Annotated in this window: 12 protein-coding genes; 10 read left to right on the plus strand and 2 right to left on the minus strand. The window is 33.5% G+C overall.

Translation table 11 applies throughout. The annotated features are described in order from the left end of the window. The first annotated feature begins 281 nt into the window (after positions 1 to 281). From ASG22_RS01385 to ASG22_RS01415, 7 genes are all read left to right on the plus strand, one after another. On the plus strand, positions 282 to 887 hold the full coding sequence (locus ASG22_RS01385) for a hypothetical protein (protein WP_055979401.1): 606 nt from the start codon (positions 282 to 284) through the stop codon (positions 885 to 887). A gap of 258 nt (positions 888 to 1,145) precedes the next feature. Beyond that, positions 1,146 to 1,742 (plus strand): Crp/Fnr family transcriptional regulator, encoded by a 597-nt coding sequence (locus ASG22_RS01390; RefSeq protein ID WP_055979404.1) that lies wholly within the window; start codon positions 1,146 to 1,148, stop codon positions 1,740 to 1,742. Positions 1,743 to 1,918: 176 nt separating this feature from the next. After that, a complete protein-coding gene (locus ASG22_RS01395; protein ID WP_055979408.1) occupies positions 1,919 to 2,233 on the plus strand; it encodes a hypothetical protein in 315 nt (104 codons plus the stop codon). Positions 2,234 to 2,282: 49 nt separating this feature from the next. Then, complete coding sequence (locus ASG22_RS20825; RefSeq protein WP_055979411.1) at positions 2,283 to 2,453, plus strand: lmo0937 family membrane protein; 171 nt, start codon at positions 2,283 to 2,285, stop codon at positions 2,451 to 2,453. Positions 2,454 to 2,595: 142 nt separating this feature from the next. Beyond that, on the plus strand, positions 2,596 to 4,440 hold the full coding sequence (locus ASG22_RS01405) for a chloride channel protein (RefSeq protein WP_055979416.1): 1,845 nt from the start codon (positions 2,596 to 2,598) through the stop codon (positions 4,438 to 4,440). A gap of 107 nt (positions 4,441 to 4,547) precedes the next feature. Next, the gene (locus ASG22_RS01410; RefSeq protein WP_055979419.1) at positions 4,548 to 5,108 is read left to right on the plus strand and encodes a hypothetical protein; all 561 of its coding nucleotides are present in this window, start codon (positions 4,548 to 4,550) and stop codon (positions 5,106 to 5,108) included. 5 nt (positions 5,109 to 5,113) lie between these two features. Further along, entirely contained in the window at positions 5,114 to 7,237 is a 2,124-nt protein-coding gene (locus ASG22_RS01415) for a cation:proton antiporter (protein ID WP_055979423.1), read from the plus strand. Between the two features lie 77 nt (positions 7,238 to 7,314). Here the strand turns inward: ASG22_RS01415 and ASG22_RS01420 are convergent, their stop codons facing one another. Next, complete coding sequence (locus ASG22_RS01420) at positions 7,315 to 7,689, minus strand: PleD family two-component system response regulator (protein ID WP_055979426.1); 375 nt, start codon at positions 7,687 to 7,689, stop codon at positions 7,315 to 7,317. 275 nt (positions 7,690 to 7,964) lie between these two features. Here ASG22_RS01420 and ASG22_RS01425 point away from each other — a divergent pair, with 275 nt between their 5' ends. The 3 genes from ASG22_RS01425 to ASG22_RS01435 all read left to right on the plus strand — a co-directional run bounded on the left by ASG22_RS01425 (position 7,965) and on the right by ASG22_RS01435 (position 12,149). Next, positions 7,965 to 10,073, plus strand: coding sequence for an ATP-binding protein (locus tag ASG22_RS01425; RefSeq protein WP_055979429.1), 2,109 nt, complete (start codon positions 7,965 to 7,967; stop codon positions 10,071 to 10,073). A 200-nt stretch (positions 10,074 to 10,273) separates the two neighbouring features. Beyond that, positions 10,274 to 11,785, plus strand: a complete 1,512-nt coding sequence (locus ASG22_RS01430) for a PAS domain-containing sensor histidine kinase (RefSeq protein ID WP_055979431.1) — start codon at positions 10,274 to 10,276, stop codon at positions 11,783 to 11,785. Then, complete coding sequence (locus ASG22_RS01435; protein WP_055979434.1) at positions 11,775 to 12,149, plus strand: response regulator; 375 nt, start codon at positions 11,775 to 11,777, stop codon at positions 12,147 to 12,149. Before ASG22_RS01430 ends, ASG22_RS01435 begins: the two co-directional genes overlap by 11 nt. Positions 12,150 to 12,245: 96 nt before the next feature. On the opposite strand, the gene ASG22_RS01440 is transcribed toward ASG22_RS01435, so the two are convergent. Continuing rightward, the gene (locus tag ASG22_RS01440; protein WP_055979436.1) at positions 12,246 to 12,935 is read right to left on the minus strand and encodes a lycopene cyclase domain-containing protein; all 690 of its coding nucleotides are present in this window, start codon (positions 12,933 to 12,935) and stop codon (positions 12,246 to 12,248) included. Positions 12,936 to 12,937: the final 2 nt, after the last annotated feature.

Raw genomic sequence — 12,937 nt, forward strand, 5'->3', positions numbered from 1 at the left:
AAAAAATACCACATTTTAGCACTTTTATTTTAAGTTAGAAATAAGTTATTTTTTATTCGTGAAAATTCTTGTTTTATTTAAGTAATTTCAATTGAAAAAAAATGATTAAAATATCTATTAATATTTCTCCTATTCCATCGTTTTTGTCAATATGCAAACCGAATTTCGTAAATAAAATGTATAATGAATATGATTTCAATCAAATGAAGGATATTATGATTCTGCTCATAATCAGTACACTCTATAGATTCTAACTTTGTAAAACATCAAAGAATATTCTTATGAAACCGAAACAGATCCCTGGAATCCCGATGCAGAAAAAAGGAGGATTCCATGATACCGAAAGTATACAGCAATTTAATGTTTTAGAGATACATTCAAAGTTTGATGTTTTAAAAGAACGTTTTTTTTCCATAAATAAATGGAAAGAATATTGCGGAAATGCATCTGCAGAGTTCAAACATTTTGATGCTACAGGACAATTTGTTGACAGGATTCCGGTAAAAGGAGATTTGATCCGGATAGGTATTCCCGGCCCTGGTACAAAAGAAGCTGACGGTTATGACTGGGTTGAAATTATAAATATATCTCACAAAAATACTGATACCTATGAGTCTTTTCTGATGATGTGCCGACCGTGTAAAGCCCCTCATACGCTAAAAGGTTATATTGCCCATTTTTATAGTCCTGCTGCTACTTCCAATTTAATGATTGTAAAAGAAGGAGACACTTTAAAAGTAGGAATCTACGGGCGTAACGAAAGACCCAATTTTAATGCTGGGTTTTTAGATAAAATAAGAAATTTCTTCATTGCATTCGGCGGAATGTTCGGTTTCGGAAAAATGCAGTGGAAAATGCTGACAGAAGGATTACTGAACTTTAAATAGCCGAAGATCAAAACAAAAATCCCCGATTAAAAAATCAGGGATAAAACTAATAACCATGACACCTCATTTGAAATGAGAATCGGGACAAATATATTGATAAACTACGTCTTACATTATGATTCAAATCTATTCACATCCTTTTACACCATCTAAATAAAATTTCGCTCGTATTCTATTATGATTTCAATCATAACAGTTCATTTGTTTTAGCTCTATATTTAAATATTTATCGTTTAATTTTTATAACTAATATTATTTATGCTAATCCCTGAAGAACTTTTATTAGCGTATGGTGCTGACACAGAAATACTTGATCCACATCAAACCATATTTAATGAAGGTGATACTCCCAAATATTATTATCAGATTGTTGAAGGAAGAATAAAACTTAATCACTATAATGATGATGGCAAAGAACTTATTTTAGCAATTCTGGATAAAGGATTAAGTGTTTGCGAATTGCTATTGTTTATTGATAAAACCTATCCTGTAAACGCCATAACTTTTGAAAAATGTACCATTTTACAACTTCCAAAAAGCAGTTTTGTAAAATTGGTTGATGAAAATCCTAATATTTCTAAAGATATCAATAAGTTTCTGTCCGAAAGACTGTATTACAAATATATCATGCTTGAAAACAATTCATCTCTGCGACCTGACATTAGAATTAAAGGGATGCTCAGTTATCATAAAAGCTTTAGCGAACATCAGGACAGATTCACTTATGAACTGCCATTAACAAGACAACAAGTGGCATCGCTGACCGCATTGAGAGTAGAAACTGTCGTGAGAACCGTAAAAAAGCTGGAAAAGGAAAACTTCCTTAAAATCATCAACAGAAAGATTCATATATAAGTATTCCTAAAATATATCATTTAAAAAGAGACCGAAAAACGGTCTCTTTTTATTATTTATCTTTTCAATTTATGACGTATGTGAATAAAAAGCAAAAATAATATCACATAAAAATACCACATATTTTCTCAATGGCAGAAGATTTGTAACTACATCATTAAAATAAATAATATCGTATGAAAAATACAGTAAAAATAGCATTGGCATTAGCAGCAGGAAGTTCTCTACTTTATTTGGGTCTGCGTAAAAAAAATAAAAAAGAAACCTTTCTTGCTCCGGACGGTAACACTTATGAGAAAGATCAAATTTATCGCACATACGACAATAAATTGTTTAAAAACGGTAAAGAATTTCACTTCAATACTCCGGAAATGAATCAATCAAATCAAATAAGTTTGAATCAAGGTAAAACTCATGAAAATCTTCATCAGAATTATCAGGGTACAAACAAAGAGGTAAATTATCACCAAAAAGGTTTCAGACATCAATAATCAAATAATCAAATAATCACACAATACTAACCACAAAAAAAATATTATTATGAGAAGTTTATTATGGCTCGTTGCAGTAATCTGCATTATCGCTTGGCTACTGGGAATGTTAGGAGTAATTCCGGGAATGGATACAGGAAGTTTAATTCATGCACTGTTGGTAATCGCAGTAATTGTCATTTGTATTAATCTTTTTACAGGAAGAAAACCACTCAATTAACTGAGTATTAAGAAATAAAAAACACCGCTGAAAATATGTTTTTAGCGGTGTTTTTTTGGGAATAAGACAACTCATTCTATTGTTGAAAATATATTCCTTAAATTTACAATTCTATTCATTATTTACTCCCAAATTAAGACAGGTGAAAATTCATAATAAAAAAAAATTCCTAAGCTTTTTAAAGTTTAAAAGAGACTTTCAGAAGTTTGGGCTTGAAAAGGCACGCAGTTATGAGATTATTCTTCATTGGCTGAATAACAGACTCAGCAGAAATCAGTTTTTAGTACTTTCCGGAATTTTGGTGGGATGTACAGCCGGTTTGGCAGGCGTTTTACTGAAAACTCTCGTGCATACAATTCACCATTTCATCACGACAAAAGTTCATTTTGAATATCAGATTTTATTTTATGTTGTTTTTCCGTTTTTAGGTATTGTTTTAACGACAAGTATTGTTTTAACTCTATTTAAAGGGCAGGATAGAAAAGGAATTGGTGCTATTTTATACGAAATTGCACAGAATTCCAGTATCGTATCATCGGTAAAAATGTATTCTCAAATTATTCAGAGTGCAGTTACAGTAGGATTAGGAGGATCTGCCGGTCTCGAAAGCCCGATCGCAGTGACGGGAGCTGCCATTGGCTCAAACTTCGCTCAAACTTACCGATTAAGTTATAAAGAACGTACACTTCTTCTGGCGGCAGGAGCCACAGCCGGAATTGCCTCTGCCTTCAATGCTCCGATTGCGGGAATTATGTTTGCTTTTGAAATTCTGTTAACGGGTGTTGTTTTCACAGATTTTATTCCTTTGGTTGTAGCTGCGGTTTGCGGAAGTTTACTATCAAGAATTTTGTTGCAGGAAGATGTCCTTTTCAGATTTTATACCAGAGAAGCTTTTAATTATAAGAATGTTCCTTATTATATGATTTTAGGGATTGTCACAGGTCTTTACGCAAGATATTTTGTTGTCATTTCTCAGAAAGTTGAACATTTCATTAAAGGTTTACGAATGTCCCGTTTAAGAAAAGCAATGTTTGGAGGAGCTGTTCTTTCTTTACTTTGTGTCTTGTTTCCACCTCTGTTTGGAGAAGGTTACGAAACGGTAAAAGCCCTTACCAACGGAGATACCCATCAGATTATAGAAAACAGTTTTTTCAGATATTTTGAAATTAAAAATTTCACCATCATCATTTTTTTGGTTTTGGTTTTACTTTTAAAAGCTTTTGCTACTTCTTTCACAATTTTCAGTGGCGGAAACGGTGGGAATTTTGCGCCTTCTCTTTTTGCAGGCGGAACTGTAGGATATTTATTTGCAATAGTTTGTCAGCAGATTGGTTTTAGTGAAGTTCCTATAACAAATCTGGTTCTGGTAGGTATGGCGGGGGCAATGAGCGGCGTTATGTATGCACCGCTGACTGCAATTTTTCTTATTGCAGAATCAAGTTTCGGTTATGATCTTTTTATTCCTTTGATGATTGCGTCCATCATATCTTATCTTATTGCTAAATGGTTCTCCCCTATTTCTCCGGAGCTGAAATTCATGGCTGATCAGGGAAAAATATTCACCAATAAACATGATAAGAATTTATTATCTTCATTAAAAACAGAAGATTTTATCGACAAATATTCTCAAGCCATTAATGAAGAAGCACCTATTACAGAATTATTTGATTTAATTAAAAGCGGAAATAAAAATATTTTTGCCATCGTTAATGATCAAAAATTACTGCAGGGAATTCTTACATTAGACGATATAAGACCTTATCTTTTCAGTAACGAAAAAATTTCTATAAGAATAAAAGAAGTGATGAAAGTTCCTCCGGCAATTATTCATCCTGAAGATCAGCCGTTAGAAATCCTTCAACAATTTGATGATACGGGAGTCTGGAATTTACCGGTAGTAAATAATAACAATGTCTTTATCGGTTTCATTTCAAAATCTACAATATTAACGAGTTACAGGCAATTATTAAAAGGTTATTCTGAGTAAATTTCATCGGATTTTATGAGATGAAAATACTCTAATTCTCCGGTTTTTGCTTTCAAATTGGGGATAATTTGTAAGTTTTTCTTATATTTAGGTAACAACTTATCTATATGAAAAATCCTATACTTATCATTTTCAGTCTTTTCGTATTAATTAGCTGCAACGACAAGGCTAAAGAAACCGATCTGGTAGCAAGAGAACAACAATTGTTGGAAAAAGAAAAATCATTTGCTCAAAAAGAATCAGAATATCAGTCTCTTTTAAAAATGAGAGACAGTATTTTTGCTAAAAAAGATACAGTTGAAATTGTAGATTGGCCCACAGAAGTTTCCGGTGCATGGACGGGAAAGGTGATCTGCACAGAATCCAACTGCAGCGATTATGTAGTTGGAGATCAAAGAATTGACACTTGGGAATTCGACAGTGATTCTACAAGATTATTTACCAAAATCATCAACAATAATAACCTGGTAAGAGTCTATTCCGGAAGGTTGGAAAATAACGAAATCAAACTTAATTTTAAAACTGATTCCACGGCAAAAAAACAAGTGGATATGAATATTTTACTTAACGAAATTTCTGCCAGCAAGATCAGAGGAACCAGAAGCATTGCAGTCGAAAACAGCTGTATGGCAAGATTCTCTGTAGAATTAACCCGTTCCACAAAATAGCACCTATGATCTTACTGAATATACAAAACCTGACTCTTCCCATTGAAGATCCGGTCCTGAAGTTTTTGCTGGTGCTTATCATCATTCTGGCGGCACCGCTTTTACTGAATAAAATTAAAGTTCCTCATTTATTGGGATTAATTATCGCAGGAGCAGTTATCGGTCCAAACGGATTCAATGTGCTGTCCCGTGACAGCAGTATTGTGGTAACAGGAACTACCGGACTCCTTTACATTATGTTTCTTGCCGGTCTAGAAATCGATATGGGAGATTTCAAAAAAAACAAATGGAAAAGTCTCACTTTTGGACTTTACACTTTTATTGCCCCTTTTATTTTAGGATACTTGGGAGGAATTTACATCCTAAATTTCTCAGTATTAACGTCGGTTCTTTTTGCCAGTTTATTTTCCTCGCATACACTGATCGCTTATCCTTTAGTTAGTAAACTCGGAATTGCCAAAAATCCTGCCGTCAACATTACCGTTGGAGGCACCATGATCACTGATGTGTTAGCACTTTTGGTTTTGGCCGTTATTGTAGGAATGTCTCAGGGAGATGTAGGAACAAAATTTTGGTTGAAACTTTCTGTTTCATTTATTGTTTTCGCCCTTATCGTTTTGTTGATTTTTCCGATGATCGGAAGATGGTTTTTCAAAAAAGTGGATGATAAAATTTCCCAGTACATATTTGTATTGGTGATGATATATCTGGCTGCTTTACTGGCTGAATTAGCTGGTCTCGAAGCAATTATAGGAGCCTTTTTCGCCGGATTGGCTTTAAACAGATTAATTCCGCATACCTCTTCATTAATGAATCGTGTAGAGTTCGTGGGAAATGCTATTTTTATTCCTTTTTTCCTTATTAGTGTAGGAATGCTGATCGATTTTAAAGTTTTCTTTAAAAGCTGGGAAACGCTTGAAGTGGCGGGAATTATGCTGGTGGCATCCATTGGTGGTAAATATGTTTCTGCGGTAGCAACTCAAAAAACTTTCAGGCTCTCAAAAGAGGAAGGAAAATTAATTTTCGGGTTAAGTTCTGCTTCTGCGGCGGCGACTTTAGCTTCTGTAATGGTTGGTTATAACATTGTACTTTCAGAAACCGAAACCGGCGAACCTATAAGATTATTAAACGAGCATGTGCTGAACGGAAGTATTTTACTAATTTTAATTTCCTGTACAATTTCATCATTTATCTCGATGTCAAGCGCCCAGAAAATTGCAGAACAGGATAATGAAGATACCGTTTCAGGAAATACACATGAAGAGGAAAATATTCTTCTCGCCATCAATCATGAAGCGACGGTGGAACGAATGGTAAATCTGGGAATTTTAATTAAAGCACATTCAAACAAAGAAAATCTTTTTGCCTTAAATGTAATCAATGAAGATAAAAATGAATCTTCAGTAAAAAATGCTGAAAAACTTTTACATCAGGCAGTTGATACCGCCGCCGCCGCCGATGTGAAAATGCAATCGTTGAAAAGATACGACAATGATGTCATCAATGGTGTAAATAATGTAATAAAAGAGCAGAATATCACCGATCTCATCATCGGACTGGAAGATCAAAAAGGCTTCTCTCCTTCTTTTGCTTATAATTTGTATAATGGTTATCTTCAGAGTGATGACGTGAATGTTCTGGTGTATCATGCTGCACAGCCTATATCAACGATAAAGAAATATGCTGTCATGATTCCCGAAAACGCTCACAAAGAAGCCGGTTTTTTCCACGCACTTCTGAGAGTGTGGAACATCGCCAGAAATTCAGGAGCAACCATTGTTTTTTATACCCCTGAAAATATTTTGAATTTATTGCATAAAATTATTAAAAAAGCAAATATTGAAGCAGAATTTGTTATCATGAATTCGTGGAAAGACGGTGAAAAAACGGCTGCCCAGCTTAAAGAAGATGAAGCATTAATTGTCTTTATGGCGAAAAACGGAATGCGTTCCTATATTCCAAGAATGCGATTGATACCGGAACTGTTAAATAAATATCTGAATAATCATAATTATCTTTTAATTTTCCCGTTTTCTGAATTCGATAAAAATAATACTGAAAAACGTTCTGTTGGCAATCACGATGATTTTATGGAAATCGGAAATGTGATTAAAAAAATATTTAAATAAAAAATATAGTATAATATAACAAAAAACACCGCTGGAATTAATTTCTAAGCGGTGTTTTTTACATTCTATTTTAATTACTAATGTACGAAAAGTAACTTCTCAACCATTGTTTCCAATGCTGCCAGATCAAAAGGTTTAGCGATATAATCGTCTGCCTGCGCTTTTTTAGCCAACGAATTGATATCGCTGTTTGCACTGATGTAGATGACAGGAATATTCCTGAAATCTTCATTTTCTTTAAGAAGTTTCAATGCTTCAATACCTCCGATATTCGGAATCCAATTATCCATTAAAATCAAATCCGGCTGAAAATCTGCTACTCTTTCAATAATATCATGGGACGTTTCAGAAATTTCGACTTCGTATCCGTTTTCTCCAAAAATGATCGTAAAAACATCTAAAATTGCCTTTTCATCATCAAAAACTAAAATTTTCTTTTTTTCATTCTTCATTTTTGAAATATTTAGGCATCAAATATAAAATTTAAATCTGATACAGATTATGATCATAATCTGTTTTACGAAAATATTATAGTTAATAAAAATATTAACTGACTATCCAACATTGATGTAAATCATTCTTTTTCATTAGACTTAATTTAACAACGGAAGAAAAAACCATAATTTATAACCAATCAAAATTTCATTTGTTTAAAATGCAGCGCATAGGTACCTGATATTTATATCATTTAAAATTATATCTTTACTTACTCATTTGTGTAGTTATTATGATTGAAAATACTTTTGGTATCAACATTATACCTGATAATGAAGCCGGCCGTTTGGCAGCTTTACAACGGTATAAAATTACAGATACTCCTTCAGAAGAAAGTTTTGATGGGATTGCCAGACTGGCTACACAGATCTTTAACGTGCCTATATCTCTTCTGTCATTAGTGGATGCAGAATCTGTATTTTTTAAAGCCAATATAGGCATGGGGAAAGCCACAGAAGCTAACAGAGGGAAAAGCCTTTGTGCATTGGCTGTTTTGAATGAACAAGTTACGGTTTTTGAGGATGCTATAAAAGAACCTTGTCTTATGTCTAATCCTAATGTTGTTGGCGATTTTGGATTAAGATTTTACGCCGGAGCGCCATTAATTACTCATGACGGATTTTTGATAGGTACTTTATGTATCATTGATAAAAAACCACGGGAATTTTCTGAATCTGACCGCCGTATACTGGAAGGGCTGGCTAAAACAGCAATGGATCAGATAGAACTCAGAAGATCAGCACTGGATACGATTGACGAGCTTAAACAGTCTAATATTAAATTGTTAAATGCCCAGCAGTCACTGGCAGATTTCAATATGGAAATGGAAGCCACCAATGAAGAACTGAACAGCATTAATGATCAGTTAGGTAAATCATATGACCTTACGGTGTTGCTTAATAAAAATTTAGAAAAAAGTGAACAGCGACTGAAGTCTTTCATCAGTAAAGCACCTGTTGCTTTTGGCATCCTTACAGGACGTGAGCTGGTAATTGAAGTTGCCAACGATATGATACTAAAGGTTTGGGGTAAAGATTTGTCAGTAATTGGAAAGCCTCTGGCAGTAGCACTTCCCGAACTTGATGGGCAGCCCTATTTTTCTATTTTGGATGATGTATTTACTTCAGGAATGACCTACATTGGAGATACTGCTTTTGTGCAGTTAAAATCTGAAGGAGTTGTTAACGACTGTTATTTTGACTTTATCTACGAACCATTGAAAGATCAGGATGGTAATACAGTTTCAATTATTGTGATTGCGAATGAAGTTACTGAACGTATTAAGAAAAAAGAAGAACTTGAAGACCTTAACAGACAACTTCAAACTGCGCTTCATGCAGGGCAATTAGGATCTTATAACCTTGATCTTACAACAGGAAAAATGGATTGTTCAAAAATTTGCAAATCAAATTATGGTGTTCCTGAAAATGAACCTTTTAATTTTGAAGATCTTATGGAAACCATTATTCCGGAACATCGGGATTTAGTGAAAGACAAAATGAGTGAGGCAATACAAAATAAGTCAACCTATCAGGCCGAATATTTAATTAAATGGCCCGACGGATCAAGCCATTGGATGAGTGCTATCGGGCTTCCAAGTTATGATACAGAAGGAAATCCGACCAATATAATCGGGCTTACAGTAGACATTACCCAAAGAAAAAATTATGAAACGCAGAAAGATGATTTTCTGGGAATAGCGAGCCACGAGCTTAAAACTCCTATTACAAGTTTAAAAGCAACCTTGCAGTTACTTTCGAGATTAAAAAATAATCTGACACATGATATGGTTCCGAGGTTAATCGAACAATCATCGGCAAGTCTCGAAAAATTAAATAATCTGGTAGATGATCTGCTGAATATGCACCGCATCAGTGAAGGACAACTTGAACTGAAAAAAGAGATTTTTTCCGTTTCACAAATGATTCAATCTTCAATAACCGATATCCGACTGACTGAAGAACACGAATTGATTATTGAAGGAGATCTGAATGCAAAAGTATTTGCCGACGAACACAGAATTGATCAGGTTGTGGTAAATTTCATCAATAATGCAGTGAAATACGCTCCGGAATCTAAAAACATTCATATCATCATTGAATCAAAAAATGATCATGTAAAAATATCTGTAAAAGATCAGGGCGAAGGTATTGATCCTGCAATTCAGCCTTATCTTTTTGACCGGTATTACAGAGCCAATCATCAGGGTAAAAAATATTCCGGTCTTGGATTGGGCCTTTATATTTCTTCAGAAATTATCAAACGTCACGGCGGCGAAATTGGTGTAGAAAGTACCAAAGGAAAAGGCAGCACTTTCTGGTTTTCATTACCTACACTTTAAAAATGAAGGAATTTATGATTATAGATATATATTTAACCAAGATGATAAATTTTTAATAAAAAATTGGTGAAGATTATTTTTAGAGGCATAGTATTTGTGTTATGTCTTAAAACAAAGCATACAAATTTTATTTGCGAATAATTTCTGTTGCTTACTTTATAAAAAACTAAGATTTGGAAACACCACACAATAATAATATTATGAATAAGGATCTTGCTATTTATCTGCAGGCTTTGAATTCCACTAACTGCGGTGTCATCATTACAGATAATACTCAGCGTGACAACCCTATCATCTATTGCAATAAAGCATTTGAAACGATGACTGGATATTCTACAGACGAAATTATAGGTCACAATTGCCGTTTTTTACAGGCACAGGATCGATCGCAAAGTGAAAGAAAAAAACTTCGTGAAAGTATTAACAATGGTGAAGATTGTAAAGTAGAAATCCGTAATTACAAGAAAAACGGAACTTTATTCTGGAATGAATTATTTATTTCACCGGTAAAAAATGAAAACGGAGAAATTATTCATTTTATCGGAATTCAAAATGATATAACAGATAAAAAGAATACCGAGCACCAACTTCGTGAAGAAAAGCATTCGGTAGAAAAGAAAATTACAGAACGTACAAAAGAACTTACTGATAAAGAAGCATTTCTCTCAAGTATTATTCAAACAGTAAGAGAAAGTCTTTTGGTATTAGATGCAGATTACAGAGTTTTAAGTGCTAACAGTCATTTTTTGAGTTCGTTTAAAGTTACGCTGGATGACACATTGGGAAAAGTTCTTTTTGAACTCGGAAACCACCAATGGGATATTGATCAGCTGAAAGAACTTCTTACCAAGATACTGCCAACCAATAATCCTGTTGTAGATTATGAAGTCGAGCATCATTTCCCGCACATTGGCAAAAAAGTAATGCTTCTTAATGCATATAGAATAGAGTTTGAAGGGGAATATAAAGACAGAATATTAATTGCAATAGAAGATATTACCGAAAAGAAGGAGCTGGATCGTAGAAAGGATGATTTCTTATCAGTAGCAAGTCATGAATTGAAAACACCTTTAACAACCATTAAGGGTCTTATTCAACTATTGCAAAGAATGGCTCCAAACGGACCTACTGATAAATTTATTTCATTGCTAGATAAAGCTTCAGTGTATGTAGACAGGCTTAATATTCTTATTACTGAACTTTTAGATACTTCCAAAATACAATCCGGAAACATAGAGTTGCATAAAGACCCTTTCGATATTGATACTCTTATGCGGGATACTATTGAAAACCTGTCAATGGCAAATTCAAGTTATAAAATATCATTATCAGGCAATACAAAAGCTACTGTAAATGGTGATGAACTTCAAATTTCGCAGGTAATTAACAATCTGATTTCCAATGCAATTAAATATTCTCCGGAAGCCGATAAAGTTGATGTTAATATGAATGTTGTAGGAAGTTTTATTAAAATTACCGTTACAGATTACGGAATGGGAATTCATGCGGATGATAGAACGAAAATTTTCGAGAGATTTTTTAGAGCTAATAATATACAGAAAAAATTTCCTGGCTTAGGAATTGGATTGTATGTGTCCAAAGAAATTATTGCCAATCATAAAGGAACGTTATGGGTGGAGAGTGAAGTTGGTGAAGGATCAACATTTAGTTTTACATTACCAATTATGAAAAAAGAAAACGATGGAAAATAAAAAAATAATGGTTTGCGATGATGATCAGGGAATACTCGATGTTTTGGAAATGCTGCTTGAGACAGAAGGTTTCGGTGTTTATACAGAAATAAACAGTACAAATCTAGTCGATGAAATTTTACTGAAATCCCCGGATTTGCTTCTCCTTGATCTCTGGATGCCATTGTTATCCGGTGATCAGGTTTTAAAGACAATCCGAAATACTGATAAAATTAAAAACTTACCGATAATTGTGCTTTCTGCGAGTGTCGATGGCAGCGATATTTCAAAAGATGCCGGCGCAGACAGTTTTGTTGCAAAACCATTTGATGTGGATGATCTCATCCAAAAGATAAGAAATTTGTTAGAAATCCAGGTTATTTAAACTATTTGAAATAAATCAACTTTATTTTTAATGATTAATTATATACTTAAAGCAGCAGTTTGACTCCTGCTTTATTTTAATGATGACTAGAAAAAATTACATCTCTACTTTTTTGAATTTTTCGAAGAAGTAAATATTCCACAAAATCAGAATGTAGCCGTATACCGTATCTTCAATCGGAATGGTTAAAATTCTCAGTCCTATAAAATTATTGGGGTTATAATTAACAATTGGAGATTCAAGTCCGGTTCCTGTTAAAATGCCATTTACCATTAAAAATCCCGGCATCAATAAGAGATAGATAAACGAAGCTTTTCCGATCCATTTTACTTTTAAAATGAAATACAAAACGGAAAGGCTGACTGCTGTGGAAATAAAGGTAATACACGTATAAATTTTATCATTAAAATATAAACCAATAAACAAAGCGATAATGATACTTGTTATGACAAAAATCTTTTCAGGCAGAGGTTTCCAGTCTAATTTAAAAAATTTATTAATACAGAAATAAGTAAAAATACACGAAAAAGGAATACAGAAAAAAAATAAAATCTCCTCAATCGGCAAATCCAAAAGCCTGAGTCCGATTAAATATTGATCATTAAACCACCACACTCCTATTTTTGTAAACCAAGCATCCCAGACAATAAAAACTAAAGCAACCAGAAAAGATGATTTAATAAAAGCACCAAAATGTCTGTTGAATTTTATTTTATGATGAAAAGAAAAAATAAAACAGATAATTATCGTGAAAAAATTAATTAAAAGATAAGTGTAGGAAAGCATCT

This window comes from Chryseobacterium sp. Leaf405 (assembly GCF_001425355.1).
Taxonomy (GTDB): Bacteria; Bacteroidota; Bacteroidia; order Flavobacteriales; family Weeksellaceae; genus Chryseobacterium.

What these genes read in the sequence shown, in the direction of transcription:
- ASG22_RS01430 (WP_055979431.1), top strand. Translation starts at nt 10,274, where the DNA reads ATGAATAAGGATCTTGCTATTTATCTGCAGGCTTTGAATTCCACTAAC.
- ASG22_RS01395 (WP_055979408.1), top strand. Translation starts at nt 1,919, where the DNA reads ATGAAAAATACAGTAAAAATAGCATTGGCATTAGCAGCAGGAAGTTCT.
- ASG22_RS01425 (WP_055979429.1), top strand. Translation starts at nt 7,965, where the DNA reads ATGATTGAAAATACTTTTGGTATCAACATTATACCTGATAATGAAGCC.
- ASG22_RS01410 (WP_055979419.1), top strand. Translation starts at nt 4,548, where the DNA reads ATGAAAAATCCTATACTTATCATTTTCAGTCTTTTCGTATTAATTAGC.
- ASG22_RS01415 (WP_055979423.1), top strand. Translation starts at nt 5,114, where the DNA reads ATGATCTTACTGAATATACAAAACCTGACTCTTCCCATTGAAGATCCG.
- ASG22_RS20825 (WP_055979411.1), top strand. Translation starts at nt 2,283, where the DNA reads ATGAGAAGTTTATTATGGCTCGTTGCAGTAATCTGCATTATCGCTTGG.
- ASG22_RS01385 (WP_055979401.1), top strand. Translation starts at nt 282, where the DNA reads ATGAAACCGAAACAGATCCCTGGAATCCCGATGCAGAAAAAAGGAGGA.
- ASG22_RS01420 (WP_055979426.1), bottom strand. Translation starts at nt 7,689, where the DNA reads ATGAAGAATGAAAAAAAGAAAATTTTAGTTTTTGATGATGAAAAGGCA.
- ASG22_RS01440 (WP_055979436.1), bottom strand. Translation starts at nt 12,935, where the DNA reads ATGCTTTCCTACACTTATCTTTTAATTAATTTTTTCACGATAATTATC.
- ASG22_RS01390 (WP_055979404.1), top strand. Translation starts at nt 1,146, where the DNA reads ATGCTAATCCCTGAAGAACTTTTATTAGCGTATGGTGCTGACACAGAA.
- ASG22_RS01435 (WP_055979434.1), top strand. Translation starts at nt 11,775, where the DNA reads ATGGAAAATAAAAAAATAATGGTTTGCGATGATGATCAGGGAATACTC.